This is a genomic window from Tardiphaga sp. 709 (genome assembly GCF_032401055.1).
Lineage (GTDB): Bacteria > Pseudomonadota > Alphaproteobacteria > Rhizobiales > Xanthobacteraceae > Tardiphaga.
The window spans coordinates 2,912,501-2,936,066 of sequence record NZ_CP135529.1 but is presented as its reverse complement, the minus strand read 5'-3'; the positions used below and the strand labels follow the sequence as shown (position 1 = coordinate 2,936,066).

The 23,566-nt window shown below is 61.5% G+C and carries 18 protein-coding genes, 2 tRNA genes, 2 rRNA genes and 1 riboswitch (1 of these 23 only partly in view); of the genes, 14 read left to right on the top strand and 8 right to left on the bottom strand.

Annotation, left to right across the window (positions count from 1 at the left end; translation table 11 throughout):
* Window positions 1-47 precede the first annotated feature (47 nt).
* Window positions 48-425: a response regulator gene (locus tag RSO67_RS14440; RefSeq protein WP_315843998.1), complete on the bottom strand. Its 378-nt coding sequence runs from the start codon at window positions 423-425 to the stop codon at window positions 48-50.
* Window positions 426-440: 15 nt separating this feature from the next.
* Window positions 441-1,304, bottom strand: a complete 864-nt coding sequence (locus RSO67_RS14435) for an MJ0042-type zinc finger domain-containing protein (RefSeq protein WP_315843997.1) — start codon at window positions 1,302-1,304, stop codon at window positions 441-443.
* 128 nt (window positions 1,305-1,432) lie between these two features.
* Between RSO67_RS14435 and ftsE the strand changes: the two genes are divergently transcribed.
* The 4 genes from ftsE to RSO67_RS14415 all read left to right on the top strand — a co-directional run bounded on the left by ftsE (window position 1,433) and on the right by RSO67_RS14415 (window position 4,662).
* Window positions 1,433-2,092 carry a cell division ATP-binding protein FtsE gene (gene ftsE, locus RSO67_RS14430; RefSeq protein ID WP_068729180.1) on the top strand — a complete coding sequence of 220 codons (660 nt, stop codon included), beginning with the start codon at window positions 1,433-1,435 and terminating at the stop codon, window positions 2,090-2,092.
* Window positions 2,085-3,056, top strand: a complete 972-nt coding sequence (locus RSO67_RS14425) for an ABC transporter permease (RefSeq protein WP_315843996.1) — start codon at window positions 2,085-2,087, stop codon at window positions 3,054-3,056. The genes ftsE and RSO67_RS14425 overlap by 8 nt, the downstream gene beginning before the upstream one ends.
* An 80-nt stretch (window positions 3,057-3,136) precedes the next feature.
* Window positions 3,137-3,862 (top strand): YdcF family protein, encoded by a 726-nt coding sequence (locus RSO67_RS14420; RefSeq protein WP_315843995.1) that lies wholly within the window; start codon window positions 3,137-3,139, stop codon window positions 3,860-3,862.
* A 26-nt stretch (window positions 3,863-3,888) separates the two neighbouring features.
* Window positions 3,889-4,662 carry a lysophospholipid acyltransferase family protein gene (locus RSO67_RS14415; RefSeq protein ID WP_315843994.1) on the top strand — a complete coding sequence of 258 codons (774 nt, stop codon included), beginning with the start codon at window positions 3,889-3,891 and terminating at the stop codon, window positions 4,660-4,662.
* A 159-nt stretch (window positions 4,663-4,821) separates the two neighbouring features.
* Here the strand turns inward: RSO67_RS14415 and RSO67_RS14410 are convergent, their stop codons facing one another.
* A complete protein-coding gene (locus tag RSO67_RS14410) occupies window positions 4,822-5,379 on the bottom strand; it encodes a gamma-glutamylcyclotransferase (RefSeq protein ID WP_089267609.1) in 558 nt (185 codons plus the stop codon).
* A gap of 127 nt (window positions 5,380-5,506) precedes the next feature.
* Between RSO67_RS14410 and RSO67_RS14405 the strand changes: the two genes are divergently transcribed.
* A complete protein-coding gene (locus tag RSO67_RS14405; RefSeq protein ID WP_315844251.1) occupies window positions 5,507-6,697 on the top strand; it encodes a DUF2125 domain-containing protein in 1,191 nt (396 codons plus the stop codon).
* A 126-nt stretch (window positions 6,698-6,823) separates the two neighbouring features.
* Here RSO67_RS14405 and RSO67_RS14400 read toward each other — a convergent pair whose 3' ends face one another.
* Genes RSO67_RS14400 through RSO67_RS14390 form a run of 3 tightly spaced genes read right to left on the bottom strand, consistent with a single transcriptional unit; the run spans window position 6,824 to window position 9,745 of the window.
* Entirely contained in the window at window positions 6,824-7,762 is a 939-nt protein-coding gene (locus tag RSO67_RS14400) for a prephenate/arogenate dehydrogenase family protein (protein WP_315843993.1), read from the bottom strand.
* 1 nt (window position 7,763) lies between these two features.
* On the bottom strand, window positions 7,764-8,867 hold the full coding sequence (gene hisC, locus RSO67_RS14395; RefSeq protein WP_315843992.1) for a histidinol-phosphate transaminase: 1,104 nt from the start codon (window positions 8,865-8,867) through the stop codon (window positions 7,764-7,766).
* 26 nt (window positions 8,868-8,893) lie between these two features.
* Complete coding sequence (locus RSO67_RS14390; RefSeq protein ID WP_315843991.1) at window positions 8,894-9,745, bottom strand: chorismate mutase; 852 nt, start codon at window positions 9,743-9,745, stop codon at window positions 8,894-8,896.
* Window positions 9,746-9,948: 203 nt separating this feature from the next.
* Window positions 9,949-10,028: riboswitch (SAM riboswitch) on the top strand.
* An 87-nt stretch (window positions 10,029-10,115) separates the two neighbouring features.
* Between RSO67_RS14390 and RSO67_RS14385 the strand changes: the two genes are divergently transcribed.
* The 3 genes from RSO67_RS14385 (at window position 10,116) to RSO67_RS14375 (ending at window position 12,993) form a co-directional block, all read left to right on the top strand.
* On the top strand, window positions 10,116-11,318 hold the full coding sequence (locus tag RSO67_RS14385; protein ID WP_315843990.1) for a homoserine O-acetyltransferase: 1,203 nt from the start codon (window positions 10,116-10,118) through the stop codon (window positions 11,316-11,318).
* 2 nt (window positions 11,319-11,320) lie between these two features.
* Window positions 11,321-12,007 (top strand): methionine biosynthesis protein MetW, encoded by a 687-nt coding sequence (gene metW, locus RSO67_RS14380; RefSeq protein WP_315843989.1) that lies wholly within the window; start codon window positions 11,321-11,323, stop codon window positions 12,005-12,007.
* Window positions 12,008-12,348: 341 nt separating this feature from the next.
* Window positions 12,349-12,993, top strand: a complete 645-nt coding sequence (locus RSO67_RS14375) for a TIGR02594 family protein (protein ID WP_068729161.1) — start codon at window positions 12,349-12,351, stop codon at window positions 12,991-12,993.
* 6 nt (window positions 12,994-12,999) lie between these two features.
* Here the strand turns inward: RSO67_RS14375 and RSO67_RS14370 are convergent, their stop codons facing one another.
* Complete coding sequence (locus tag RSO67_RS14370; protein WP_315843988.1) at window positions 13,000-13,773, bottom strand: MOSC domain-containing protein; 774 nt, start codon at window positions 13,771-13,773, stop codon at window positions 13,000-13,002.
* A gap of 231 nt (window positions 13,774-14,004) precedes the next feature.
* Between RSO67_RS14370 and clpB the strand changes: the two genes are divergently transcribed.
* Window positions 14,005-16,641, top strand: a complete 2,637-nt coding sequence (clpB, locus tag RSO67_RS14365; protein ID WP_315843987.1) for an ATP-dependent chaperone ClpB — start codon at window positions 14,005-14,007, stop codon at window positions 16,639-16,641.
* 72 nt (window positions 16,642-16,713) lie between these two features.
* Window positions 16,714-17,352 (top strand): NAD(P)H-binding protein, encoded by a 639-nt coding sequence (locus RSO67_RS14360; protein WP_315843986.1) that lies wholly within the window; start codon window positions 16,714-16,716, stop codon window positions 17,350-17,352.
* Between the two features lie 80 nt (window positions 17,353-17,432).
* Here RSO67_RS14360 and RSO67_RS14355 read toward each other — a convergent pair whose 3' ends face one another.
* Window positions 17,433-19,496, bottom strand: a complete 2,064-nt coding sequence (locus RSO67_RS14355) for a M23 family metallopeptidase (protein ID WP_315843985.1) — start codon at window positions 19,494-19,496, stop codon at window positions 17,433-17,435.
* Between the two features lie 835 nt (window positions 19,497-20,331).
* Here RSO67_RS14355 and RSO67_RS14350 point away from each other — a divergent pair.
* The 4 genes from RSO67_RS14350 to RSO67_RS14335 all read left to right on the top strand — a co-directional run.
* A 16S ribosomal RNA gene (locus tag RSO67_RS14350) occupies window positions 20,332-21,818 on the top strand.
* A 215-nt stretch (window positions 21,819-22,033) separates the two neighbouring features.
* Window positions 22,034-22,110 (top strand) — tRNA-Ile (locus RSO67_RS14345).
* 94 nt (window positions 22,111-22,204) lie between these two features.
* Window positions 22,205-22,280: transfer RNA gene (locus RSO67_RS14340), tRNA-Ala, on the top strand.
* Window positions 22,281-22,738: 458 nt separating this feature from the next.
* Window positions 22,739-23,566: ribosomal RNA gene (locus RSO67_RS14335) — 23S ribosomal RNA — on the top strand; it runs 1,992 nt beyond the window's last position.
* Together the 16S and 23S rRNA genes with 2 tRNA genes alongside form the textbook arrangement of a ribosomal RNA operon.

Here is a 23,566-nt window from a genome sequence, read left to right as displayed (position 1 = left end):
CCCGCTGCGCGGCTCCGCCGCTTGGGGGAGGGATAAGAAAGAGCCCTCTATCCCTTGTTCTTTACCGCCAGTGCGTCCGCGACCGCAGTGCGGATATCAGCGACCGAGAACGGTTTCGTCACCACATCGTGCACGATCGCATTCAGGCCCGTCGCGCGTTCGCGCTGGTCGGCATAGCCGGTCATCAGCAGGATCGTGAGTTCGGGGAAATCGCGCGCGACGGCCAGCGCCAACGCGATGCCGTCCATCACAGGCATCTTGATGTCGGTCAGCAGCAGGTCGAATGCGCCGCCCTGCTCGTTGAGAATCTCCAGCGCCTCGGCGCCGTCTTCGGCCGTGACGATCTCGTGGCCATCCATGGCGATGGCGCGGCCGACCAGCAGCCGCATCGATTCTTCGTCATCTGCAATCAGGATACGCGCCACGACAACTCCTCAGACTTACGCGCCGGCGACGTCGCGCTTGTTGAAGAAGCGCACATCGATACTGCGGCCCTCGGCCGGCGGCGAGGCCAGCCGCGATCGAAACCATGTCTTGTCGCCGGGATTGAGGCCGGGCTGTTCGAGCACGGCGTTCCAGCCATATATTTCAGTCCCCTTCTCGTCGCGTACCACGAAACGCAGGCGCGGCAATGCGGTGGGGATGCGGGTCTCTGACACGATCAGGCCCTCGATGAGCAACACCGACTTGCCATCGACGGTCTCGGTGGTGACCTTGACGTCCTTGAAGGCAAGGCCGCGCACATTCACGTCGAGGCCGACCGCCTGATAGAAAGTCGCGGTTTGCGGCATCAGCTTGACCAGATCGACGCGCCAGATCACCAGTGCGAGCAATAGCGACGCCATGGCAGCGGTAGCGATCGGCAGACTGTGCCTCGGCATGACGAACAGGCGCGGCAGCGACGGTACGAAACGGCGGAGCGCGGCAAGGCGCGATGGCGGAGTGGCCCGCATCGCGGCCACGGCGTCGTGCTGCGCCAGTGTGGCCCAGTCGGCCTCCTCGGTACGATCATTGGCATCGACCGGCCAGTCGGCCGAAATCGACGGGCTTTCGACCACCGGAACGTTTGGCGCCGAGGCGTCGTCATCCTCGGTCACGCCCCAGGCGCTCATGTCCTCGTTCGGATCGGGCTCGCTGGCCTTCGCCGCCATGGCGGGAACACGGGCTTCGGCACGGGAGAGGTCCTCCGGCCGCGCCAGCCAGACTTCCTTGCAGCGGGCGCAGCGCACCGTCCGTCCGGCATCGCCGAACGTGGCCGGGTTCACGGCGTAGGACGTCGTGCAATTGGGGCAAACGATATGCATGGAGCCGATAGCCGATGACATGGCCGGCAGGCTACAAGACGACCGTTAACGAATCGGAAACCATAACGGCCGCACAAGCAATTGACCGTCTTTTTGAGGCTTTTTGAACCCATCGAACGGAGCTGAATGTGGTCCGGTTCGAAAATGTTGGTTTGCGCTACGGGCTTGGCCCGGAGATTCTGCGCGACCTCAATTTCCAGATCCCTGCGCATTCGTTCCAGTTTCTGACCGGTCCCTCCGGCGCCGGCAAGACCTCGTTGCTGCGCCTGCTGTTCCTGTCGCTGCGGCCGACCCGCGGCCTGGTCAATCTGTTCGGCCAGGATATCTCGCTGCTCGGCAAGGACGAGATCGCCGACCTGCGCAAGCGCATCGGTATCGTGTTGCAGGATTTCCGTCTGCTCGACCACATGACGACCTATGAGAATGTCGCGCTGCCGTTCCGGGTGATGGGGCGTGAGGAGTCCAGCTACCGGCGCGAAGTCATCGATCTGCTGAAATGGGTGGGCCTCGGCGACCGCATGGACGCACTGCCGCCGATCCTGTCGGGCGGCGAGAAGCAGCGCGCCGCCATTGCGCGCGCCGTGATTGCGCGGCCCATGCTGCTGCTGGCGGACGAGCCGACGGGTAACGTCGATCCGACGCTGGGCCGGCGTCTGCTGCGGCTGTTCATCGAACTCAACAAGTCGGGCACCGCGGTGATTATCGCAACCCACGATATTACATTGATGGATCAATACGACGCGCGGCGCATGGTGCTGCATCAAGGCCGGCTGCATATCTATGAGTAGAATCGGCGAAGAACACGGCCCGCTGATGGACCTCGGCACCGATCGCCCGCAGGTCCCGGCGAAGGCGCGCAATGCATCCCCGATCGTGCCGCGCGGTTCGATCGCCGGCCGCGCGCTGGTCGCCGTCGTCGCCATCATGACCTTCCTCGCCTCCATCACCACAGGCGCAGTGCTATTGATCAGCGCGTCGGCGTCGGAGTGGCAATCGGAAGTCGCCAGCGAAATCACGATCCAGGTGAAGCCGGTGGGCGGCCGCGATCTCGACCGCGATACACAGGCGGTGACCGATGCCATTCGCGGCCAGCCGGGGATTGTCGAGGTGCAGCCCTATAGCCGGGAGCAATCGGCGCAGTTGCTGGAGCCGTGGCTGGGCACGGGACTGTCACTCGACGACCTGCCGGTGCCGCGCGTGATCATTGCGCGCGTCACTCCAGGCGCGGCGCTCGATATCGTTGGTTTGCGCAAACGGGTGACGCAGGCTGTGCCCTCGGCCAGCGTTGACGATCATCGCGCCTGGGTGGAGCGGATGCGCTCGATGACATCGGCAACGGTGCTGGCCGGGCTCGGCATCCTTGCGCTGGTTATTATCGCCACCATTATCTCTGTATCCTTTGCGACGCGCGGCGCGATGGCGGCGAACCGGCCGATCGTCGAAGTGCTGCATTTCGTCGGCGCGGGCGACCGCTATATCGCCAATCGCTTCTTCCGCCACTTTCTGCGGCTTGGCCTGCAGGGCGGTATCATTGGCGGCGGTGCCGCGATGCTGATGTTCGGATTTTCGGAGTCGATCGCGAGCTGGTTTTCCGGCACGCCGGTGGGCGACCAGTTCGCCGCATTGCTCGGGACGTTCTCGCTGCGGTCGTCAGGCTATCTCGCGGTGGCAGGGCAGGCGCTGTTGATAGCAGGAATTACCGCCTGGGCATCGCGCCGCACATTGTTCTCGACGCTGAACGATATCGAGTAACGCGTCAGGCACCGGCGGTGGCATCGCCAAGGCGCCGAAAAATACCTAAGATTGCTGCCAAAGGACCAAACGCCAGACCGATGACCTTGCTCGACGACCAGGACACCACGGGGATGCACGTCGCCGCGCCACCGCGGCGGCGCGTCATCCGTGCGGCACTCGTGGTCGCGTTCGCGCTGTCTTTCATGGTCGGCGCCATCGGCTTCGTTGCGTTTCTTGCGCAACTCCGCAGTGGCGAATTAAAGCCATCCGCCAATGCCGACGGCATCGTGGTCCTGACCGGCGGGTCGTCGCGCGTTGCGGACGCGCTCGAACTGCTCGCCAATGGCTTCGGCAAACGGTTGCTGATCTCCGGCGTGCATCCCACCAACGGTGCGGCCAATATCTCGCGCACGCTACCGGACAGCCAGCGGCTGCTGGATTGTTGCGTTGATCTCGATCGCTCCGCCGTCAATACCCGCAGCAATGCGGTGGAGACCAAACGCTGGGTCCATGAGCGCGGCTTCAAGTCGCTGATCGTGGTGACCTCGAATTATCACATGCCGCGCGCGATCGTCGAAATGTCACATGAGATGCCGGATATCGAGCTGATTCCGTTCTCGGTGATTGGCGACAAATGGCGTGACGAGCCGTGGTGGACCAGTGGCCCGACGCTGCGGTTGCTGCTATCGGAATATGTCAAATATCTCGCGGCTGAAGCGCGGGTGCGGCTGGCGAATATCGGCATTGATCTGATGCCGGATTCCGGCAGCGACCAGCAGAGCGACGCGCCGCAACGCCGGCCGGCCACGGCGTCTGCGAATTGAACTGCAATTGAGCTGATCGGAACACCATGACTTCGATATTCGTGCGTTCGTTGATCTACAACGTGCTGTTCTATGTGCTGCTGGTGTTCTGGATCCTGGTGGCGATTCCAACCTTCGTGATGCCGCCGCGCGCCTTCATGGCGATCGCGAAAGCGTGGGCGACCAGCAGCATCTGGCTCATGCGTATCGTCTGCAATACCAGGGTCGATTATCGCGGTCTCGAGAAAATTCCGGCGGGGCCGCTGGTGGTCGCCTCGAAACATCAATCGATGTGGGAGACCTTCGCGCTGATGCCGTTCTTCGATCGGCCGCTGTTCATCTACAAGCGCGAGCTCGGGCAGATTCCGTTCTTTGGCTGGTACCTCAAGAAGTCGAAGATGATCGGCGTCGATCGTGATGGCGGGGCGCGTTCGCTCATCGATATGGCTAAGCGCGCCACCGAAGAAATCCAGCTCGGCCGTCAGCTCATTATCTTTCCCGAAGGCACGCGTCGGCCTGTCGAGGCACCACCGGATTACAAACCCGGTGTCGCGCAGATCTACGCCAAATCCGGCGCGCCGTGTCTGCCGGTGGCGCTGAATTCCGGCCTGTTCTGGCCGCGCCGCACTTTCCTGCGCTATCCCGGCACGCTGGTGGTGGAGTTTCTCGACCCGTTGCCGCCCGGCCTGCCACGCAAGGAATTCATCGCGGCGATCAGCACGTCGATCGAGGCAGCCACCGATCGCATCGTTGCCGAGGCGCGCGCGGAGCAGGCGACGATCTTCGGGCGCGTGCCGAATGTGGCGGTGAAGGAGTCGTGATCTTCCCTTCTCCCCTTGTGGGAGAAGGTGGCGCGGCCGAAGGCCGCGACGGATGAGGGGTAGCCGCAGGGCGCGGAGCCTGTGGCTACCCCTCACCCGTCTCGACCGCTAACGCGGTCGATCCACCCTCTCCCACAAGGGGAGAGGGCAAGACAGATCTCACTCGTGCAGCATGGCTGCGAGCTGATGGAGCTGCGCGTCGCGAAAACCCTCGGCCTCGATGGCCTTCACGGTCGACAGCACGTAATCGCGGTTCAGCCCGGAACGGCCGTGGCCCTGCCGCACGAAGTGCAATTGTTCGCTGAGGCTCAATCGTCCGGCATATTGCACATGGCCGCGATCGACCACATAGGCCAGCGCGCTGACCCGGGTGCGCTCCACGTCATCCAGCCAGACCGAGCGCATGACCTCGCGATAGACATGGGTGGTCTGCTCGCGCTCCCTGAGATAGGCGATGGTGTCGTGGCGCAGCTTGGCGGCCACGCGAAAGGCAATGCCGCGGCAGGCGCCGCCGCGGTCCAGGCCGAGCACGAGGCCGGGCTTTTCCGGCGTGCCGCGGTGGTCAAAGGAATAGACGCAGAGCGCCCGATGTTCGCCGATCAGCCGGGCTGGGACCTGTTCGATGAACTCGAAGCCCGGCCGCCACATCAGCGAGCCATAGCCGAACACCCAGAGATCGCTGTCGGAATCGGGCTCGGCGGTGATTTTCGCGGTCATCCTGCCGACCTAGCAGAAACCTTGGGCCCGGGCGATCTTGATTTCCTGCAATGTGGCCCTGCGACGACAGGATAACCCCATGAAAGGGATCGCCGATTTGACAAAATCATGCGATCTACGTCCCGCCATGTCCGAATATGCACAGCCCACCCAGCGCCGCCTCTGGCCGATTTTCATCCTGCCCGTCATCATCGTCGTCCTTGCGGCGGCGTGGAGCGGCTTCTGGTTCTATGCCGCGTCCAAGGTCGACGAAAACGTCGATATCTGGCGCGCCCGCGAGGCCGCGGCTGGCCGCGTCTATGATTGCGCCAACCGTTCGGTCTCCGGCTTTCCGTTCCGGCTCGAAGTCCGCTGCAGCGGTGTCAGCGTTTCGCTGACCTCGCAAACGGCCACCCAGAATGCGACGCAGGTGCCGATCACCGCGAAGCTCGGTGAGATCGTCGTGGTTGCGCAGATCTACACGCCGCGGCTCCTGGTCGCCGAATTCACCGCGCCGGCCGTCCTGTCCGATCGCGGTCAGCCGGCGATGGTGATGAATTGGAGCTCCGCCCGCAGCAGCATCACCGGTCTGCCGGGTACGCCTGACAGCGCCGACATCGTGTTCGACGACGTGTCGCTCGACCGCTTCGCCGGCTCGGTGCAGGCGCCGACCGCGCGCGCCAAACAGGTCGAATTGCACGGCCGCACGGCAGTGAATTCGACGCCGGACAAACCGGTGATCGAGACGGCCCTGCAGATCAGGAGCGGCAGCATTGCCGATGTTCATCCGATCCTCGCAGCGCCGTTCGATGCCGATATCCGCGCATTGCTCAGCGGCCTCAAGGATGTCTCGCCCAAGCCGTGGCCGCAGCGTTTCCGCGAGCTTCAGGCTGCAGGTGGGCGCGTCGAGATCGTGCAGTCGCGCGTCCAGCAGGGCGAGATCCTCTCGCTGGCGACGGGCTCGCTCGGTCTGACCGCCGCGGGCAATCTCGACGGCGAATTGCAGATGACCGTGGCGGGGCTGGACAAGGCTATCGCCGCCCTCGGGATCGACAAGTTGCTGGAGATGGGCGTGCCTCAGGAGGCGCTGGATCGCATTGCGCCCGGCGTGAAATCGCAGGACGTCAACAACATCCTCGGTGCGCTGGATCGCGCGATCCCCGGTCTCGGCAATGTCGTACGCAAGAACGCCGGCAGCGGCCTTGCCGCCGGCGTCAATTCGATCGGGACTGCGGCTGTCCTGGAAGGTAAAGCGGCGCGGTCGTTCCCGCTGAAATTCGTCGATGGCGCGGTGTTCCTCGGGCCGCTGCGCGTGGCGCAGATCCCGCCGTTGTTTTAGGCGTGAGGTTCACCGGCCTCTCCACGTCATTGCGAGGAGCGAAGCGACGCGGCAATCCAGAAGCCGCAAAGCAAGTAAGGCTGGATTGCTTCGCTTCGCTCGCAATGACGGCTGTTGGTCCTGCGCTCAGTCCTTCTTCGTCAGGGCCTGATGCTTGCGCCCGAAGTCCGGCGCCGCTTCATCCTGACCGATACTCACGATGCCGCGGCGGATCGCACGCGTCCGGGTGAAATGCTCGAACAGCGCATCGCCGTCATCGCGGCGGATGGCGCGGGTCAGCTTCGACAGGTCTTCCTGGAAGGTACCGAGCATTTCCAGCACCGCGTCCTTGTTGGCGAGGAATACGTCGCGCCACATGGTCGGGTCTGATGCTGCGATACGGGTGAAATCGCGGAAACCGCCCGCGGAGAACTTCAGCACTTCCGACCTCGTGACGTCTTCGAGCTCGTCGGCCGTGCCTACGATTGTATAAGCGATCAGATGCGGCAGATGGCTGGTGACCGCGAGCACCAAGTCGTGATGCGCGGCCTGCATGATCTCGACATTGGCGCCGAGTGCAGCCCAGAAGCCGGTGAGCTTCTCGACGGCTGCGGGATCCGCGCCCTCAGGCGGCGTCAGGATGCACCAGCGATTGCTGAACAATTCGGCGAAGCCGGAATCCGGACCGGAGTTTTCCGTGCCGGCGACCGGATGCGCGGGAATGAAGTGGATGTTGTCCGGCAGATATTCCGACATCGCATGCAGCACGGAGGCTTTCACCGAACCGACGTCGGAGACGATCGCGCCAGGCGAAAGATGCGCCGCGATGCTCTTTGCCACGTCGCCCGCCACGCCGACGGGTACGCAGGCGATGACGAGATCGGCATCCTTTACCGCGCTGGCATTGTCGTCGGCTATGCGATCGGCGAGTTTGATCTCGACGGCGCGCGCGCGCACGGCCGCCGAATTGTCGGTGGCAACCAATTCACCGGCAAGGCCGAGCTGCTGGATGCCGCGCGCCAGCGACGAGCCGATCAGGCCAAGCCCGATCAGCGCGATACGTTTGAAGGGCGGCGTGGCGCTCACGTCATTGCCCCGAATTCGATGCCATGAATTCACGCAGCGTCTCTATCACCAACCTGTTGGCTTCCTCGGTGCCGATGGTCATGCGCAGCGAGTTCGGCAGGCCGTAATTGGTTACGGCGCGCAGCACCAGCCCGCGCCTGGTCAGGAACGCATCGGCATCCGCTGCGGTCTTGCCGGTCGCCGGAAAATGCATCAGCAAGAAATTGGCTACGCTTGGCGTCACCTCAATGCCGAGCTTGGTGATTTCCTCGGTCAGGATGCCGATCCACTTGGCGGTGTATGTGCGCGACATCTCGACATGGCCGGTGTCCTCGATCGCCCCCACTGCGGCCATCATTGCCGGCGCCGAGACGTTGAACGGCCCACGAATCCGGTTCATCGCATCGACGATGTGCGCAGGGCCGAACATCCAGCCGATCCGCAAGGCGGCCAGGCCGTGCACCTTCGAGAAGGTGTAGGTGGCGACGGTATTCTCGGTGGTCTTCGCCAGCTCCAGGCCGTTGTCGTAGTCGCCCTTGGTCACGTAGTCCCAGTATGCGGCGTCGAGCACCAGCAGCACGTGCTCCGGCAGGCCGGCGCGCAGGCGCTTGATCTCGGCGGACGGCAGATAGGTGCCAGTCGGGTTGTTCGGGTTCGCCAGCCACACCAGCTTGGTGCGCGGCGTGACGCAGTTCAGAATCGCGTCGACGTTGCAGGTGAAGTTGGTTTCCGGAGCGACCACATTGGTGGCGCCGTTCGCCTGGGTAGCGATTGGGTAGACCAGGAAGCCGTGTGCGGTCGAAATCGCCTCGTCGCCGGGGCCGAGATAGACATGCGCAATCAGGTTGAGAATTTCGTCGGAGCCGGCACCGCAGATGATCTGCGCGGGATCGAGGCCGAAGCGGTGGCCGAGCGCCTCGCGCAGTACCTTCGACGTGCCTTCCGGATAATCCTCGAGATGCGCGACAGCGGTGGCAAAGGCGTCCTTGGCGCGCGACGATGGGCCGAACGGCGTCTCGTTGGCCGACAGCTTGTAGGTCTTGCGGCCCGGCTCCACCACCGGGCTCTTGCCAGGGGTGTAGGGCGCGATATCGAGAATGCCGGGCTTCGGCACAGGACGGGACATCTTCAACTCCAGAACGTCAGATTGGCTTACGAGCGCGGTGCGCCGCCGGCGGGCACGGTATAGCGGGTTGCGTGGCTGCCGACGAGAGCCGTGGAGCGCACCGAGGCACCAGCCTCGATCAGCGCCGACTTGATCTTGTCGAGGCTCGAGGCCGAGGTGATTGAGATCAGCAGCGCTGCACCGTCAAAGGCGGTATCCGGCACGGCGACGATTTCGGCCAGCGGCGACAGCGCGCGCGCGGTCTCGGCATTCCAGCCGGATACTCGCACGCTCCACATCTCGACTTCGGTCACCATGGCGCTGTCGGCGACGCGCGACACCACAAACACGGGAAGCGCGGCCGGATGGTCGGCGCGTTCGATGAACGGCAGGCGTGCGATGATCTTCGGCGCGCCCTGGGCTTCCAGTGGAATCCACCATGGCGTGCGGCTGGACGTCGCCGAGACAAGCGCGAGATCGCCCTTGGACTTGGCCACGGCCTCGACCGCTGCGGCGGCGCTGAAATGCGCGACGTAAGGTACGGTGAAGCCGAAATGAAAGCGCGCGGAATCCCGCATAGCGCTTTCGCCGAGCGACAGATCCGCATGCACCGAGAACGGCGCCTGAACGTAAGTGAAAGTCGAGATGATCACCCGCCAGATGCTCTCGACGGTGTCGATCGGCAGGATGCCGCGATGGCGCTGCACCAGACGGCGCATCATGTCGGCCTCGCGCGCCGGCCGGAAGGCGGAGCCGACCTCCTGGGTCTGCTTCACCGAAATCAGCCGGTCGATGATGTCGCCGCGCTGCATCAACAGGGCGTGAACCTGCGCGTCGATGCTGTCGATCTCTTTGCGCAGTTCATCCAGCGAGGGCGGAGCGGGTGGTAATTTCGACATGTTCAAAACCTTCGGGACGGGAGGCGTGATAGGTCCCGTCAAGCTTGCCGGGCCGGCTCCGGGGAGCCGGCGGGCACGGCCATTGATTAGGTAAGACGGTGCCGGAAAGCAAAGAAAACATGGAGGATTTGGCCGCAGGGCAGTTGGGCAATTTGACCGGGGGATGCCCATATTGACGGCAGGCGGGTGTGGGACTAGTTTCTGGGTTCTTCCGTGGTCATTTGAGCCGGCCGGCTTGCAGCCACGTTAAACAACTCGCTAAACAGGCCGGGGACAGTTTGATCCCGGCCGAGCTATTTGTTCAGGCCGGGTTTTTTATGGCCTGATTCCGGTTTTGGTTTGAGAACCTCCTGAGGAGGCCGGTATCAAGATGGTAAATGTCGAACTGGTGAAGAGTCCGGTTGTCCGCCCCGATGAGCGTGGACATGAAGCCGATCATCCGACCTCGCTGGTCGCGGGTTTTGGCATGGATCAGCCGCTGCGGCTCGACTGCGGCATCGACCTCGCCCCGTTCCAGATCGCCTATCAGACCTACGGAACGCTCAACGCCGACAAATCCAACGCCATCCTGGTCTGCCACGCTTTGACCGGCGACCAGCACGTCGCCAATATCAATCCGATCACCGGCAAACCCGGCTGGTGGCAGACGCTGGTCGGCCCCGGTAAAGCGCTCGATACCGAACGCTACTTCATCATCTGTTCGAACGTGCTCGGCGGTTGCATGGGCTCGACCGGTCCGGCCTCGACCAATCCCGCCACCGGCAAGATCTGGGGACTGGATTTCCCGGTCATCACCATTCCCGACATGGTGCGCGCGCAGGCGATGCTGATCGACAGTCTCGGTATCGGCCAACTGTTCTGCGTCGTTGGCGGTTCCATGGGCGGCATGCAGACGCTGCAATGGACTGCGGCCTATCCGGAGCGCGTGTTCTCCGCGCTGGCGGTTGCCTGCAGCACGCGGCACTCGGCGCAGAATATCGCGTTCCATGAATTGGGCCGTCAGGCCGTGATGGCCGATCCCGACTGGCGCGGCGGGCGCTATTTCGAGGAAGGCACGCATCCGCATCGCGGCCTCGGCGTCGCGCGGATGGCCGCGCATATCACCTATCTGTCGGATGCCGCTCTGCACCGCAAGTTTGGCCGCCGCATGCAGGACAGGGAGTTGCCGACATTCTCCTTCGATGCGGATTTTCAGGTCGAGAGCTATCTGCGCTATCAGGGCTCGTCCTTTGTCGAGCGCTTCGATGCCAACTCCTATCTCTATCTGACGCGTGCGATGGACTACTTCGATATCGCAGCCGATCACAACGGCAAGCTTGCGGAAGCGTTTCGCGATACGCAGACGCGCTTCTGTCTGATGTCGTTCACATCAGACTGGCTGTTCCCGACGGCGGAATCGCGCGACGTCGTGCACGCGCTGAATGCCGGCGGCGTCCGCGTGTCCTTTGCGGAGATCGAAACCGACAAGGGCCATGATGCCTTCCTGCTCGACGTGCCCGAGTTCCTCGATATCGCCGGTGCATTTCTGAACTCCGCAGCCTCCGTGCGCGGCCTGCCTGTTACGGGGACATAGAGATGGCGTTTCCACAACAAGTCTTGCCGCTGAATTCTGCGGTGGCGACGCCGGCGCCGCGCGGCACGCAGGATTATCGTGGCGATCACCTCCTGGTCGCGGAGATGATCAGGCCGGGCTCGAAGGTGCTCGACGTCGGCTGCGGCGATGGCGATCTGCTGCAGCTCCTGGAGAGCCGCGGCATCGACGGCCGCGGCATCGAATTGTCGCGCGAAGGCGTCAACCGCTGCGTCGGCAAAGGCCTCGCAGTGGTGCAGGGCGACGCCGATACGGACTTGATCAACTATCCCGACGATGCGTTCGACTACGTGATCCTGTCGCAGACGCTGCAGGCGACGCGGCAGCCGCGTGTCGTGCTGGAAAATCTGCTGCGCATCGGCCGCAGCGCGATCGTGTCGTTTCCGAATTTCGGCTTCTGGAAGATGCGCGTGCAATTGCTTGTCGGCGGCCGGATGCCGCGCACGGAGAATCTGCCCGCGACGTGGTACGACACGCCGAACATCCACTTCTGCACCATCAAGGATTTCGTTGTTCTGTGCGACGAGATCAACGTGAAGATGGAGCGTGCCGTTGCACTCGATCTCTATGGCCGTCCGCTCCGCCTCAATGCGCCGTGGTGGTTCTGGAACATGTTCGGGGAGCAGGGCGTTTTCCTGCTGAGCCGCGCGAGTAAATCGGCGCAACCCTGATCGCGTGTAGATTTCCGCCTGATGGAAGCAGAAATACCGCATTCTATGCGGCTTTTCACGCCGTGTGCCGGTCTGCGATGCACGCCAAAGATGCGCTTAAAAGCTAATTCGAATAGGTAATATAAGCGCGCATTCTGTCGAATGGGTGGCTGGTATGTCTATACGTATGGCGTCCGTTGAAGTTGAAGCGATTCACTCCGATGTCGCCGTTAAAAAATCGTCACTTGAACCGTTCTAGGTCTTGTTATCGCCATACCAACTTCGTTACCACGCCCGTCCCGATTGTTGGCCCGCGTATTTGGGCCGATGGGGTTCGGGGGTGTTAAGAGGAAAAATTCGGTATGGTTCAGTTCTTTGCGTATCGCCGTGCACTTCGCATCTCGGCTCTTGCGGTGTGTTCGGCGGCAGTTCTCGCGTCGGTCTCTCCTGCGTCGGCACGTCCTCATCACGGCGCTTCGCGTCATTCGCACCACGTCGGCAAATACACACACAGCACGCGTCATCACGTCCGGCATCGCGCGCGGTATGCGCGGCGCAGTGCCCGAGTCGAACAGCAGGCGCCTTCGTTCGGCGACTCCACAAATTTCAATAACGCCAATGCAAGCATGAACCAGCCTTCCGGCGGCTTCGGCGGTTCGGGCATCGTCGATGCAGCGCGCAGCTTCATCGGTCGCGGCAATCCGACCGCCCGCGGTCGCTTGTGGTGCGCAGCGTTCATGAACCTCGTATTGAAGCGCACCGGCCATCAGGGCACGGGCTCGGATATGGCGCGCTCGTTCTCGAGCTATGGCCAACGCATCTCCGGTCCGCAGGTCGGCGCCATCGCCGTGATGTCGCGCGGTCGTCGCGGCGGTCATGTCGGCGTCGTCTCGGGCGTCGATGCCAAGGGCAACCCGATCATCGTCTCCGGCAATCACGGCAACCGCGTCGCCGAGTCGGTGTATTCGCGTGGCCGCGTTTACGCCTACGTGATGCCGACGAGCTGAGCTCGTCTATTCTTCGACGACGATCTTATCGCCGGCGGCGATCGTGCCGCCGGTGATGACCTCAGCGTAAATTCCGCAATCGGCATGACCGTAGGTCTGCAGCAGCGTTTTCGGAATCGTCAGATCTCGCGCGGCCGTATCCGGGTCGACATTGGTCGCTGCACAGCGGACGATGCGCTTCACCACCTTGAGCCGGGTGCTGCCGATGGCGAGCGTTCGGTCGATCAATTCGAATTCATACCAGGCCGGCCAGCCCGTTACATGCAGGTTGCCGCGAAAGCGCAGCGGATGCACCGGCTGTCCGACGGCTTTTTCGAGATCTTTGACGCTGGCGAGGTTGATGATCGACACCACCTTGCGCGGCACGTCCGAAAAGCTATGGCCGTCCGCGAACAGCACCTTGGGTGGTCCGCGCAATTCATCGGCAAAATGTGCAGCGAAGAACGCTTCGATTTCCGCACGTCCTTCGGCCGTCTGCAGATCGGCTCGCGCTGCCTCCACATTGTCCTGCCGGATCGTCAGCGTATGGCTGGCGTCGTCGTAATGGCTGCGGAGCGCCGCCAGGCGCTCGTTGCGCATCAGCATCAGAAACTGGGTCTTGGGAAAATATTGCGGCGCTGTCGGGTCGAACCCGATCGGGCCGTTCTCGATGGCGTATCGCCGGTCGGCCGGCAGGGTCTGGCCGGGCTTCAGCGTGACTTGTTGCAGAGGCTCGGGCGTCAGGCCCTTCACGGGATAGCGGTAGATGCTGGCAACGCTGGCGTAAGACTGTTCTGGCATGGTTCCGGTCTTAAGAGATTTGGGCCCGCGGCGCCATCGCCTGGCCGATTGGAATTTTATGCGGACCCCTTCCGTTTCGGGAACTGGCTGCCCACATTTGCATCAAGCTGGTTTTGACGCCAGCGACGACCGCAGCCGGTTGACGACAATCAATGCGGCCTGCGGATACCCAATGAAGATGCCCAATCCGTGCTTTCGAGGCGGACAGGGCAGGCCGAGGGACAACACACGATGAATATTGAGAAATACACCGAACGGGTGCGCGGCTTTATCCAGTCGGCGCAGTCACTGGCCGTGCGCGAGGGCCATCAGCAATTCTCGCCGCTGCACATTCTGAAGGTTCTGCTGGACGATAGCGAAGGTCTGGCCGGCGGCCTGATCGATCGCGCCGGCGGCAACTCCCGCGCCATCCTGAAGGCGACGGAAACCGAGCTGGGCAAGATGCCCAAGGTCTCGGGCGCAGGGGCCGGGCAGGTCTATCTGGCGCCGGCGACTGCGCGCGCCTTCGATGCCGCCGAAAAGGCCGCCGAAAAGGCCGGCGACAGTTTCGTCACCGTGGAGCGGCTGCTGCTTGCGCTGGCGCTCGACAAGGACTCCGAAGCCGGCAGCCTGCTCAACAAGGGCGGCGTCACCCCGCAAAATCTCAACGCGGCGATCAATGCGCTGCGCAAGGGCCGCACGGCGGATTCCGCCACGGCCGAAAACGCCTATGACGCGTTGAAGAAATATGCCCGCGACCTGACCCAAGCCGCGCGCGATGGCAAGCTCGACCCGGTGATCGGCCGCGACGAGGAAATCCGCCGCACCATTCAGGTTCTCTCGCGGCGGACCAAGAACAATCCCGTGCTGATCGGCGAACCCGGCGTCGGCAAGACCGCCATCGTCGAAGGTCTTGCGCTGCGCATCCTCAATGGCGACGTGCCGGAGAGCCTGAAGGACAAAAGCCTACTGTCGCTCGATCTCGGTGCGCTGATTGCCGGCGCGAAATATCGCGGCGAGTTCGAGGAGCGGCTGAAGGCGGTACTCGGCGAGGTCACCTCGGCCGAAGGCGGCATCATCCTGTTCATCGACGAGATGCATCAGCTGATCGGCGCCGGCAAGGGCGACGGCGCCATGGACGCGTCGAACCTGTTGAAGCCTGCGCTCGCCCGCGGCGAATTGCATTGCATCGGCGCCACCACGCTCGACGAATATCGCAAGCATGTGGAGAAGGACGCGGCGCTGGCACGGCGTTTCCAGCCGATCTTCGTGGCTGAGCCGACTGTGGAAGACACCGTCTCGATCCTGCGTGGCCTCAAGGACAAATACGAACAGCACCACGGCGTCCGCATCACGGACTCTGCGCTGGTCGCTGCCGTCACGCTGTCGAACCGCTACATCACCGATCGTTTCCTGCCGGATAAAGCCATCGACCTGATGGACGAAGCTTCGGCGCGGCTGAAGATGCAGGTCGATTCCAAGCCCGAAGAACTCGACTCGATGGACCGTGAAATCATCCGGCTCAAGATCGAGCAGGAGGCGCTTGGCAAGGAAACCGATGCAGGCTCGAAGAGCAGGCTCGAAACGCTCAAGAAGGAACTCGCCGAGCTCGAAGAGAAATCGGCAGCGCTCACCCAGCGCTGGTCAGCCGAGAAGAACAAGCTGTCGAATGCGCAGAAGCTCAAGAGCGAGCTCGATGGCTTGCGCTTGGAACTCGCCGAAGCTCAACGCCGCGGCGAATATCAACGCGCGGGTGAGCTGGCCTATGGCCGGATTCCCGATCTTGAAAAGCGGCTGGCCGATATCGAAGCCAACGAGAATTCCGAGATGATGGAAGAGGCGGTCACCGCCAATCACATCGCGCAGGTGGTCTCGCGCTGGACCGGCGTGCCCGTCGACAAGATGCTGGAAGGCGAGAAGGACAAGCTGTTGCGGATGGAGCTGAGCCTCGGCGAGCGCGTCGTCGGCCAGGCCGAAGCCGTGCGTGCGGTGGCAACTGCCGTCCGTCGTTCACGCGCGGGCTTGCAAGATCCGAACCGGCCGATCGGCTCATTCATGTTCCTCGGCCCCACCGGCGTCGGCAAGACCGAGTTGACCAAGGCGCTGGCCGCCTATCTGTTCGACGACGAGACCGCGATGGTCCGTCTCGACATGTCCGAATACATGGAGAAGCATTCCGTCTCCCGCCTGATCGGCGCGCCTCCGGGCTATGTCGGTTATGACGAGGGCGGCGCCCTCACCGAAGCTGTGCGGCGGCGGCCCTATCAGGTCGTGCTGTTCGACGAGGTCGAGAAGGCGCATCCGGATGTGTTCAACGTGCTGCTGCAGGTGCTCGACGATGGCCGTCTGACCGATGGTCAGGGCCGCACTGTCGATTTCCGCAATACGCTGATCATCATGACGTCGAATCTCGGCTCCGAATTCCTGGTCAATCAGCCCGAGGGCGAGGATACGTCCGCGGTACGCGACCTGGTGATGGGCAATGTCCGCGCCCATTTCCGGCCGGAATTCCTCAACCGCGTCGATGAGATCATCCTGTTCCACCGCTTGCAGAAGAGCGAGATGGGTCGGATCGTCCAGATCCAGTTTGCGCGGCTCACCAAGCTGCTGGAAGATCGCAAGATCACGCTGGTACTGGAGGACGAAGCTCGCGACTGGCTCGCCAACAAAGGCTGGGATCCCGCCTACGGCGCCCGTCCCCTCAAGCGGGTGATCCAGCGCAATGTCCAGGATCCGCTGGCCGAGATGATCCTCGCCGGCGACGTCAAGGACGGCGACCATGTCGACATAAGCGCCGCCGGCAACGTCCTGACCTTCAATGGCAAGCCTGCCCGGACCGCGGAGATCGCCGAGTTCGAGGCGCCGGTGCCGAAGCGGCAGCTGAACTGACGGCACGGGTTTAAACGCAACGAAACGGCCTGAACCTCACGGTTCAGGCCGTTTCCACGTCGGAGAAAGATCATGACCCGCATTCTCGTCGTCGGCGCCACCGGCCTTGTCGGCCGCCATGTCATCGCCAAAGCGCTCGCCGACAGTCGGATCACGCGCATCGCTGCGCCGACGCGGCGGCCGCTCGAGGCGCATGTGAAGCTCGACAATCCGCTGGTCGATTTCGACCGGTTACCAGCCGAGGCCGACTGGTGGGATGTCGATGGTGTGATCTGTGCACTCGGCACGACGCGCGCCAAGGCCGGCTCGGATCAGGCGTTTCGCGTTGTGGATCATGACTATCCGCTCGCAGTCGCCCGGCTGGCGCGCAAGCACGGCGCCAGCCGTTTCGCGCTCAATTCGTCGGTGGGTGCCAATGTGCGCTCAAAGCTGCTTTATCCGCGTACCAAAGGCGAAGTGGAGGAAGCGCTGAAGGCGATGGGCTTTCCGTCTTTGACGATTGTGCGGCCAGGCCTGATCGGCGGTGATCGCGACGAATTCCGGCTGGGCGAGCACGTCGCGGCGGCGGTGCTCGGTGTGCTAGGTCCGGTTCTGCCGCGCAGCTACCGGATCAGTCCGGCCAACAAGATCGCCGACGCATTGATCGAGGCCGCCGTGATCGGCGCGCCTGGCGTTCACCTGATCGGGTCTGCAGAGCTCGCCGCGGATTGATCGCCGGACCTCAGCGACTCTTTTGCTACTGTCCCGAGCGTCCCCTAGCCCACGCGGCGTTGGTCTGACGCGCAGCGAATTTAGCGGCTGGTCGTCGGCCGTGCTGGTGGCACCGCGCCGGTCACGCCTGCGTCGGACACGCGGGCGCCGGGGCCACGCATGGTCATCTGGGCGTCGATCCGGTCACGTTCCTTCTCGAAGCCGGCCATGATCGGCCCTTCGAGCGAGCGGCCGCGCGGCAGTTTCACGCGCATCGGATCGACGAAGCGCCCGTTGACCAGAATTTCGTAGTGAACGTGGGCGCCGGTGGACATGCCGGTCGAACCGACGAAGCCGATGACCTGGCCCTGCCGCACGCGCTTGCCGGGCTCCATGCCCTTGGCGAAGGCCGACATATGGCCGTAGGCGGTCTCGTAGCCGTTATTGTGTTTGATGCGGATATATTTGCCGTAGCCGCCTTCCCAGGCGGCCTTTTCGATCACGCCGTTGCCGGATGCGAAAATCGGGGTGCCGTAGGGCGTCGACCAGTCCACGCCGGTATGCATCTTGGTGTAGCCGAGGATCGGGTGGCGGCGTCCGCCGAAGCCCGAACGCATGATGGCGTTATTGACGGGTTTGCGGACCAGGAACTTCTTCGCGCTCTTGCCGGTCTCGTCATAGTAGTCGACGACCGAGTCGTCGGTGGTCAGGAAGCGATAGTATTTCTTGGTTTCGCCGCCCACCGTAAGCGAAGCGAACAGCACTTCGGTCTTTTCGGTGATGGTGGCGCCTTCGTCTTCGCCGGCAAAGAACACGTCGAACGAGTCGCCGGGCTGTACTTTGCGCTGGAAATCCACGTCGTAGGAGTAGATCCGGATCATGTCCTCGATGACGGTGGCCGGGACCTTGTTGCGCAGCGCCGTCTCGTAAATGCTCTGATAGAGCCGTACGCCGGTGCCGTCATCCTCCTCGTCATCATCCGATGCGCTTGGCGCTTCGGCGACCGTGTTCATGCTGGAGACATCGACGGCGACGTATTTGCCGAGATCGGAGAGGGCGGCGACCGCCTCGATGGTGGAATCGTTGGCGACAATGACGCGGTAGGGCTGCAAGCGCTGGCCAGGTCCGGCCGGTGACATCAGGATTCGAACTTTCTGGCCTTCCTTCAGTCCGCCGTCGCGGCCGCGGGCACCCAGCGTGTAGGCAATGGCCTTGGCTTCCTCGGGCATCGCGCCCTGGTCGCGCAGGATCGTCAGGATGGTGTCGCCCTTCTTGACGATGTGAATACGCTCGCCATTCGGGTTGCCGCCGGTCGCCTGATCCTTGGTCTTGGCCAGCAGCGTGACGTTTTCCGGCACGATGCGGGTTTCGAAGCCGGCATAAGGATCGGCCGTGGTACCTTCGGCGGCATAAGCCATCTTCATGTCAGGCTGTCCGCCGATATCGCCGGTGGCGCTGGCGACTGTCGTGTAGCGAACGCCGGTATTGCCGCGCCAGTTGGAGGCGTCGCGCACGCGCATCAAGACTTCATCGATAGCAACGCTGGCGCCGATCTTGGCTTTCGGCAGTACCTGACCGAGATCGCGGGTGACGAAGGAGACTTCGGCATCGGGCTCGACGGCATTCGGATTGGCCGCGGCGTCGTCGCTGTTCGGAACGGGGCTGCCGACATCGGTCAGCAGGCGCTGCGCATTAAAGGGCGGGATCTTGGCGCTGAGATCGCTGGTCGCCATCGCCAGATTGCCGGAAATCCGGATGAAGGGTCGCACACGCATAACGTCGCGATTGCCGACGCGGGTGACGGTTGAGACCTTGAGTACCTGGCGCGCTGCGGAAGCTTCGCTCGGGGGCGGCAGGCGGTCTGACTTATGCAGGCTGGCTTGTTTGTCGGTAGCACTAAAGGCGCCGCGCAGCGCGCCTTCGACACGTTCAGGTACCTTGGCAAAGGTCATCTCGCCGTCGAGCGACGCAAAAACGGCGCCGCCGATCAGAGCTGCGCCGCAGAGACCTGTGAGAATAGTACCGCTGAACCACTGTACCGATACGCGGCGACGATCGATCACCGCGGCTTCGGAGCCGTCAACGGATAGCGGCGGCTCGTGGCCGAGATCGATCATCCCGGTCTCACGATTATAGGCGCCACCGCGTGACAGTCCGTGATTCAAGCCGACATCCCCCGAATTCCCAGCATCATGCGAAGAGTCTTCCCCAAGCACATCGCATCGACGGTCGAACAGTGCGCGCCAAAATGCTGGCCGAATGGACGAACGTCAATGCTGCAAACTCTTTCGCGGTGTTCTCTTTGGCCCAAAAGCGCACTGCGATGACGCAGCTCGTTCTTTCGAGAGACCGTTGGGCCCAGATCCGGTTCGACCGCCCCCAAAAAGTTTCAGGGGCGACGCAGAATCTTTGCACAAGGCATGCTCAGAACGTCGGAGGAATGTGGCTCTTGTACGGCGTCACCCCTGTAAAACCTACGCTTTTTGGGCCTTGGGGCCTCCTCCACAGCACGTGACGATTTTCTGACGAATGGCGTTGACAGTTTCGGGTGAGGGGGCCTATAACCCGGCCACTGAGCGCGGCGGCGCCGGGGCCTTCGGCCCGGGCGGTTGTTTGTGTCTCGGAAGCTCATCACCGCGAAGAGTGCTTCAGTAGCCGATAGGTGTCGGCTGCTGTTCTGTTGTCGGGTGATTGAGTGATGAGATTTTCTCCCTTTTGGGGAGATTGACGCATCTGCGTCGGGCTGTTTGACAAGTTAAATTGAAGAAAGAGAAACGTGGACGGCGGAGTCCTTGCGGGTCTCGTTCGATGGAAGCTTCGGCTTCTTGAGGCGGGGCCGGACGAAAGACTTCGGCGGTACACGTTTTGAACAAAGGTTAACACCATCGTTGTTAGCGCTGTGAAGCGCGGACAGCAGATTGGCTGAACTTCGGTTTGGTCGATTTAGTATGGTGGGACCTCGTCAATACGTTGTGATCAGCCGGTTTAAAGTTTCAAGTCCAACTTGAGAGTTTGATCCTGGCTCAGAGCGAACGCTGGCGGCAGGCTTAACACATGCAAGTCGAACGGGCGTAGCAATACGTCAGTGGCAGACGGGTGAGTAACGCGTGGGAACATACCTCTTGGTTCGGAACAACACAGGGAAACTTGTGCTAATACCGGATAAGCCCTTACGGGGAAAGATTTATCGCCGAGAGATTGGCCCGCGTCTGATTAGCTAGTTGGTGGGGTAAAGGCCTACCAAGGCGACGATCAGTAGCTGGTCTGAGAGGATGATCAGCCACATTGGGACTGAGACACGGCCCAAACTCCTACGGGAGGCAGCAGTGGGGAATATTGGACAATGGGCGCAAGCCTGATCCAGCCATGCCGCGTGAGTGATGAAGGCCCTAGGGTTGTAAAGCTCTTTTGTACGGGAAGATAATGACGGTACCGTAAGAATAAGCCCCGGCTAACTTCGTGCCAGCAGCCGCGGTAATACGAAGGGGGCTAGCGTTGCTCGGAATCACTGGGCGTAAAGGGTGCGTAGGCGGGTTTTTAAGTCAGAGGTGAAATCCTGGAGCTCAACTCCAGAACTGCCTTTGATACTGAAAGTCTTGAGTATGGGAGAGGTGAGTGGAACTGCGAGTGTAGAGGTGAAATTCGTAGATATTCGCAAGAACACCAGTGGCGAAGGCGGCTCACTGGCCCATAACTGACGCTGAGGCACGAAAGCGTGGGGAGCAAACAGGATTAGATACCCTGGTAGTCCACGCCGTAAACGATGAATGCCAGCCGTTAGTGGGTTTACTCACTAGTGGCGCAGCTAACGCTTTAAGCATTCCGCCTGGGGAGTACGGTCGCAAGATTAAAACTCAAAGGAATTGACGGGGGCCCGCACAAGCGGTGGAGCATGTGGTTTAATTCGACGCAACGCGCAGAACCTTACCAGCCCTTGACATGTCTATGACCGGTACCAGAGATGGAACCTTCCCTTCGAGGCATAGAGCACAGGTGCTGCATGGCTGTCGTCAGCTCGTGTCGTGAGATGTTGGGTTAAGTCCCGCAACGAGCGCAACCCCCGTCCTTAGTTGCTACCATTTAGTTGAGCACTCTAAGGAGACTGCCGGTGATAAGCCGCGAGGAAGGTGGGGATGACGTCAAGTCCTCATGGCCCTTACGGGCTGGGCTACACACGTGCTACAATGGCGGTGACAATGGGATGCAAAGGGGCGACCCCTCGCAAATCTCAAAAAGCCGTCTCAGTTCGGATTGGGCTCTGCAACTCGAGCCCATGAAGTTGGAATCGCTAGTAATCGTGGATCAGCATGCCACGGTGAATACGTTCCCGGGCCTTGTACACACCGCCCGTCACACCATGGGAGTTGGTTCTACCTGAAGGCAGTGCGCTAACCGCAAGGGGGCAGCTGACCACGGTAGGGTCAGCGACTGGGGTGAAGTCGTAACAAGGTAGCCGTAGGGGAACCTGCGGCTGGATCACCTCCTTTCTAAGGATGGTTCTTCAGATGCTTGCATCTATCGAACCTCTTTTGAAACATCAGTGGCCAGATATTGGATCAATGTCTGAGCTGCATAGGCGGGACACCGCCGTCTTCGTTTCTCTTTCTTCGCGGACGAACACACGCTGGGGCGTGCTCGTGCTGCTTGTTGGCGTTTGATCGCAAGGTCACGTCGATGGGCCGAGCGCAGTCCTTTGTTGTTAGGGCTTGTAGCTCAGTTGGTTAGAGCGCGCGCTTGATAAGCGTGAGGTCGGAAGTTCAAGTCTTCCCAGGCCCACCATATTTGCGCGCTTTGCTTTCAAGGCTGCTGCTCACGTCACGACATCGCATCTGCAAAACGCGAACTACAGCGTTGAGCATTCGTCTTCTGGAACGGGGGCATAGCTCAGCTGGGAGAGCGCGTGCTTTGCAAGCATGAGGTCGTCGGTTCGATCCCGTCTGCCTCCACCAGAAACTTTGGTTGGATGCTGATGAGCGATCGAGACGAAAACAACTTCAAGACATTCAGTGTGTTCAGACAGTGCGCGCCACATGGGCAGCGCCTGATTTAGTCCGCGGTATAACTTCGCTTGTCGGTCTTTACGGGATCGACTGCGGGATTTATGACATCGTAAAGAGGAGATCGTTCCGAGGTTCGGATCTGCAAGCAATTGCGGGTGCCGCAATCATAATCTCCAGGAATTGAGTGCGAACGCTTTGCTTGCAAAGCTTCCGCATCTTTATTCCTTTTCAACGAAGCTTGACCGCCTCGTTGTCGGTTCGATCTTACGAAGCAAACTGGTCTTTCTAAATCATATCCAGCTGCATGAAGTGCGCACGGCTTGACCGCCGGCGTGCGGATTTTGCGTTTAGGCGCAAAGCAGCATGCAGCAAACTCTGCCGAGTGTGTGGATATTGATAATGAGAGCAATCAAGTGTCTTAAGGGTATTCGGTGGATGCCTTGGCAATGAGAGGCGATGAAGGACGTGCTACGCTGCGATAAGCTATGGGGAGCCGCGAAGAGGCTTTGATCCATAGATTTCCGAATGGGGAAACCCACCTTCGATAGCCGAAACTCTAAGGTCATCATCACGCAAGTGAGGGTGGTTTTGGATTTTCGGTTATCAGTTGAAGGTATGAAACTCCTGAATACATAGGGGGTTTCAAGCGAACCCGGGGAACTGAAACATCTAAGTACCCGGAGGAAAGGACATCAACAGAGACTCCGTTAGTAGTGGCGAGCGAACGCGGACCAGGCCAGTGGCATATCAAAGACAACCGGAACCAGTCAGGAAAGCTGGACCTCAGAGGGTGATAGTCCCGTACGGGTAATGCAATGATATGTCCTTGAGTAAGGCGGGACACGTGAAATCCTGTCTGAACGTGGGGGGACCACCCTCCAAGCCTAAGTACTCCTCATTGACCGATAGCGAACTAGTACCGTGAGGGAAAGGTGAAAAGCACCCCGACGAGGGGAGTGAAATAGACCTGAAACCGGATACCTACAAACAGACGGAGCCCAAGATACGTTCTGGGTGACGTCGTACCTTTTGTATTATGGGCCAGCGACTTAATTTAACGAGCAAGCTTAAGCCGATAGGTGTATGCGCAGCGAAAGCGAGTCTGAATAGGGCGCTAAGTTCGTTGTATTAGACCCGAAACCTAGTGATCTAGCCATGGGCAGGTTGAAGGTGAGGTAACACTCACTGGAGGACCGAACGGGTGTCTGTTGAAAAAGACTCCGATGACCTGTGGT

Excerpts from the sequence above, each read along its gene's own strand:
- RSO67_RS14405 (WP_315844251.1), top strand. The coding sequence starts at position 5,507 with ATGTCCGAATATGCACAGCCCACCCAGCGCCGCCTCTGGCCGATTTTC.
- metW (WP_315843989.1), top strand. The coding sequence starts at position 11,321 with ATGGCGTTTCCACAACAAGTCTTGCCGCTGAATTCTGCGGTGGCGACG.
- hisC (WP_315843992.1), bottom strand. The coding sequence starts at position 8,867 with ATGTCCCGTCCTGTGCCGAAGCCCGGCATTCTCGATATCGCGCCCTAC.
- RSO67_RS14410 (WP_089267609.1), bottom strand. The coding sequence starts at position 5,379 with ATGACCGCGAAAATCACCGCCGAGCCCGATTCCGACAGCGATCTCTGG.
- RSO67_RS14435 (WP_315843997.1), bottom strand. The coding sequence starts at position 1,304 with ATGCATATCGTTTGCCCCAATTGCACGACGTCCTACGCCGTGAACCCG.
- RSO67_RS14385 (WP_315843990.1), top strand. The coding sequence starts at position 10,116 with ATGGTAAATGTCGAACTGGTGAAGAGTCCGGTTGTCCGCCCCGATGAG.
- RSO67_RS14390 (WP_315843991.1), bottom strand. The coding sequence starts at position 9,745 with ATGTCGAAATTACCACCCGCTCCGCCCTCGCTGGATGAACTGCGCAAA.
- clpB (WP_315843987.1), top strand. The coding sequence starts at position 14,005 with ATGAATATTGAGAAATACACCGAACGGGTGCGCGGCTTTATCCAGTCG.
- RSO67_RS14415 (WP_315843994.1), top strand. The coding sequence starts at position 3,889 with ATGACTTCGATATTCGTGCGTTCGTTGATCTACAACGTGCTGTTCTAT.
- RSO67_RS14370 (WP_315843988.1), bottom strand. The coding sequence starts at position 13,773 with ATGCCAGAACAGTCTTACGCCAGCGTTGCCAGCATCTACCGCTATCCC.
- RSO67_RS14420 (WP_315843995.1), top strand. The coding sequence starts at position 3,137 with ATGACCTTGCTCGACGACCAGGACACCACGGGGATGCACGTCGCCGCG.
- RSO67_RS14360 (WP_315843986.1), top strand. The coding sequence starts at position 16,714 with ATGACCCGCATTCTCGTCGTCGGCGCCACCGGCCTTGTCGGCCGCCAT.
- RSO67_RS14375 (WP_068729161.1), top strand. The coding sequence starts at position 12,349 with ATGGTTCAGTTCTTTGCGTATCGCCGTGCACTTCGCATCTCGGCTCTT.
- RSO67_RS14425 (WP_315843996.1), top strand. The coding sequence starts at position 2,085 with ATGAGTAGAATCGGCGAAGAACACGGCCCGCTGATGGACCTCGGCACC.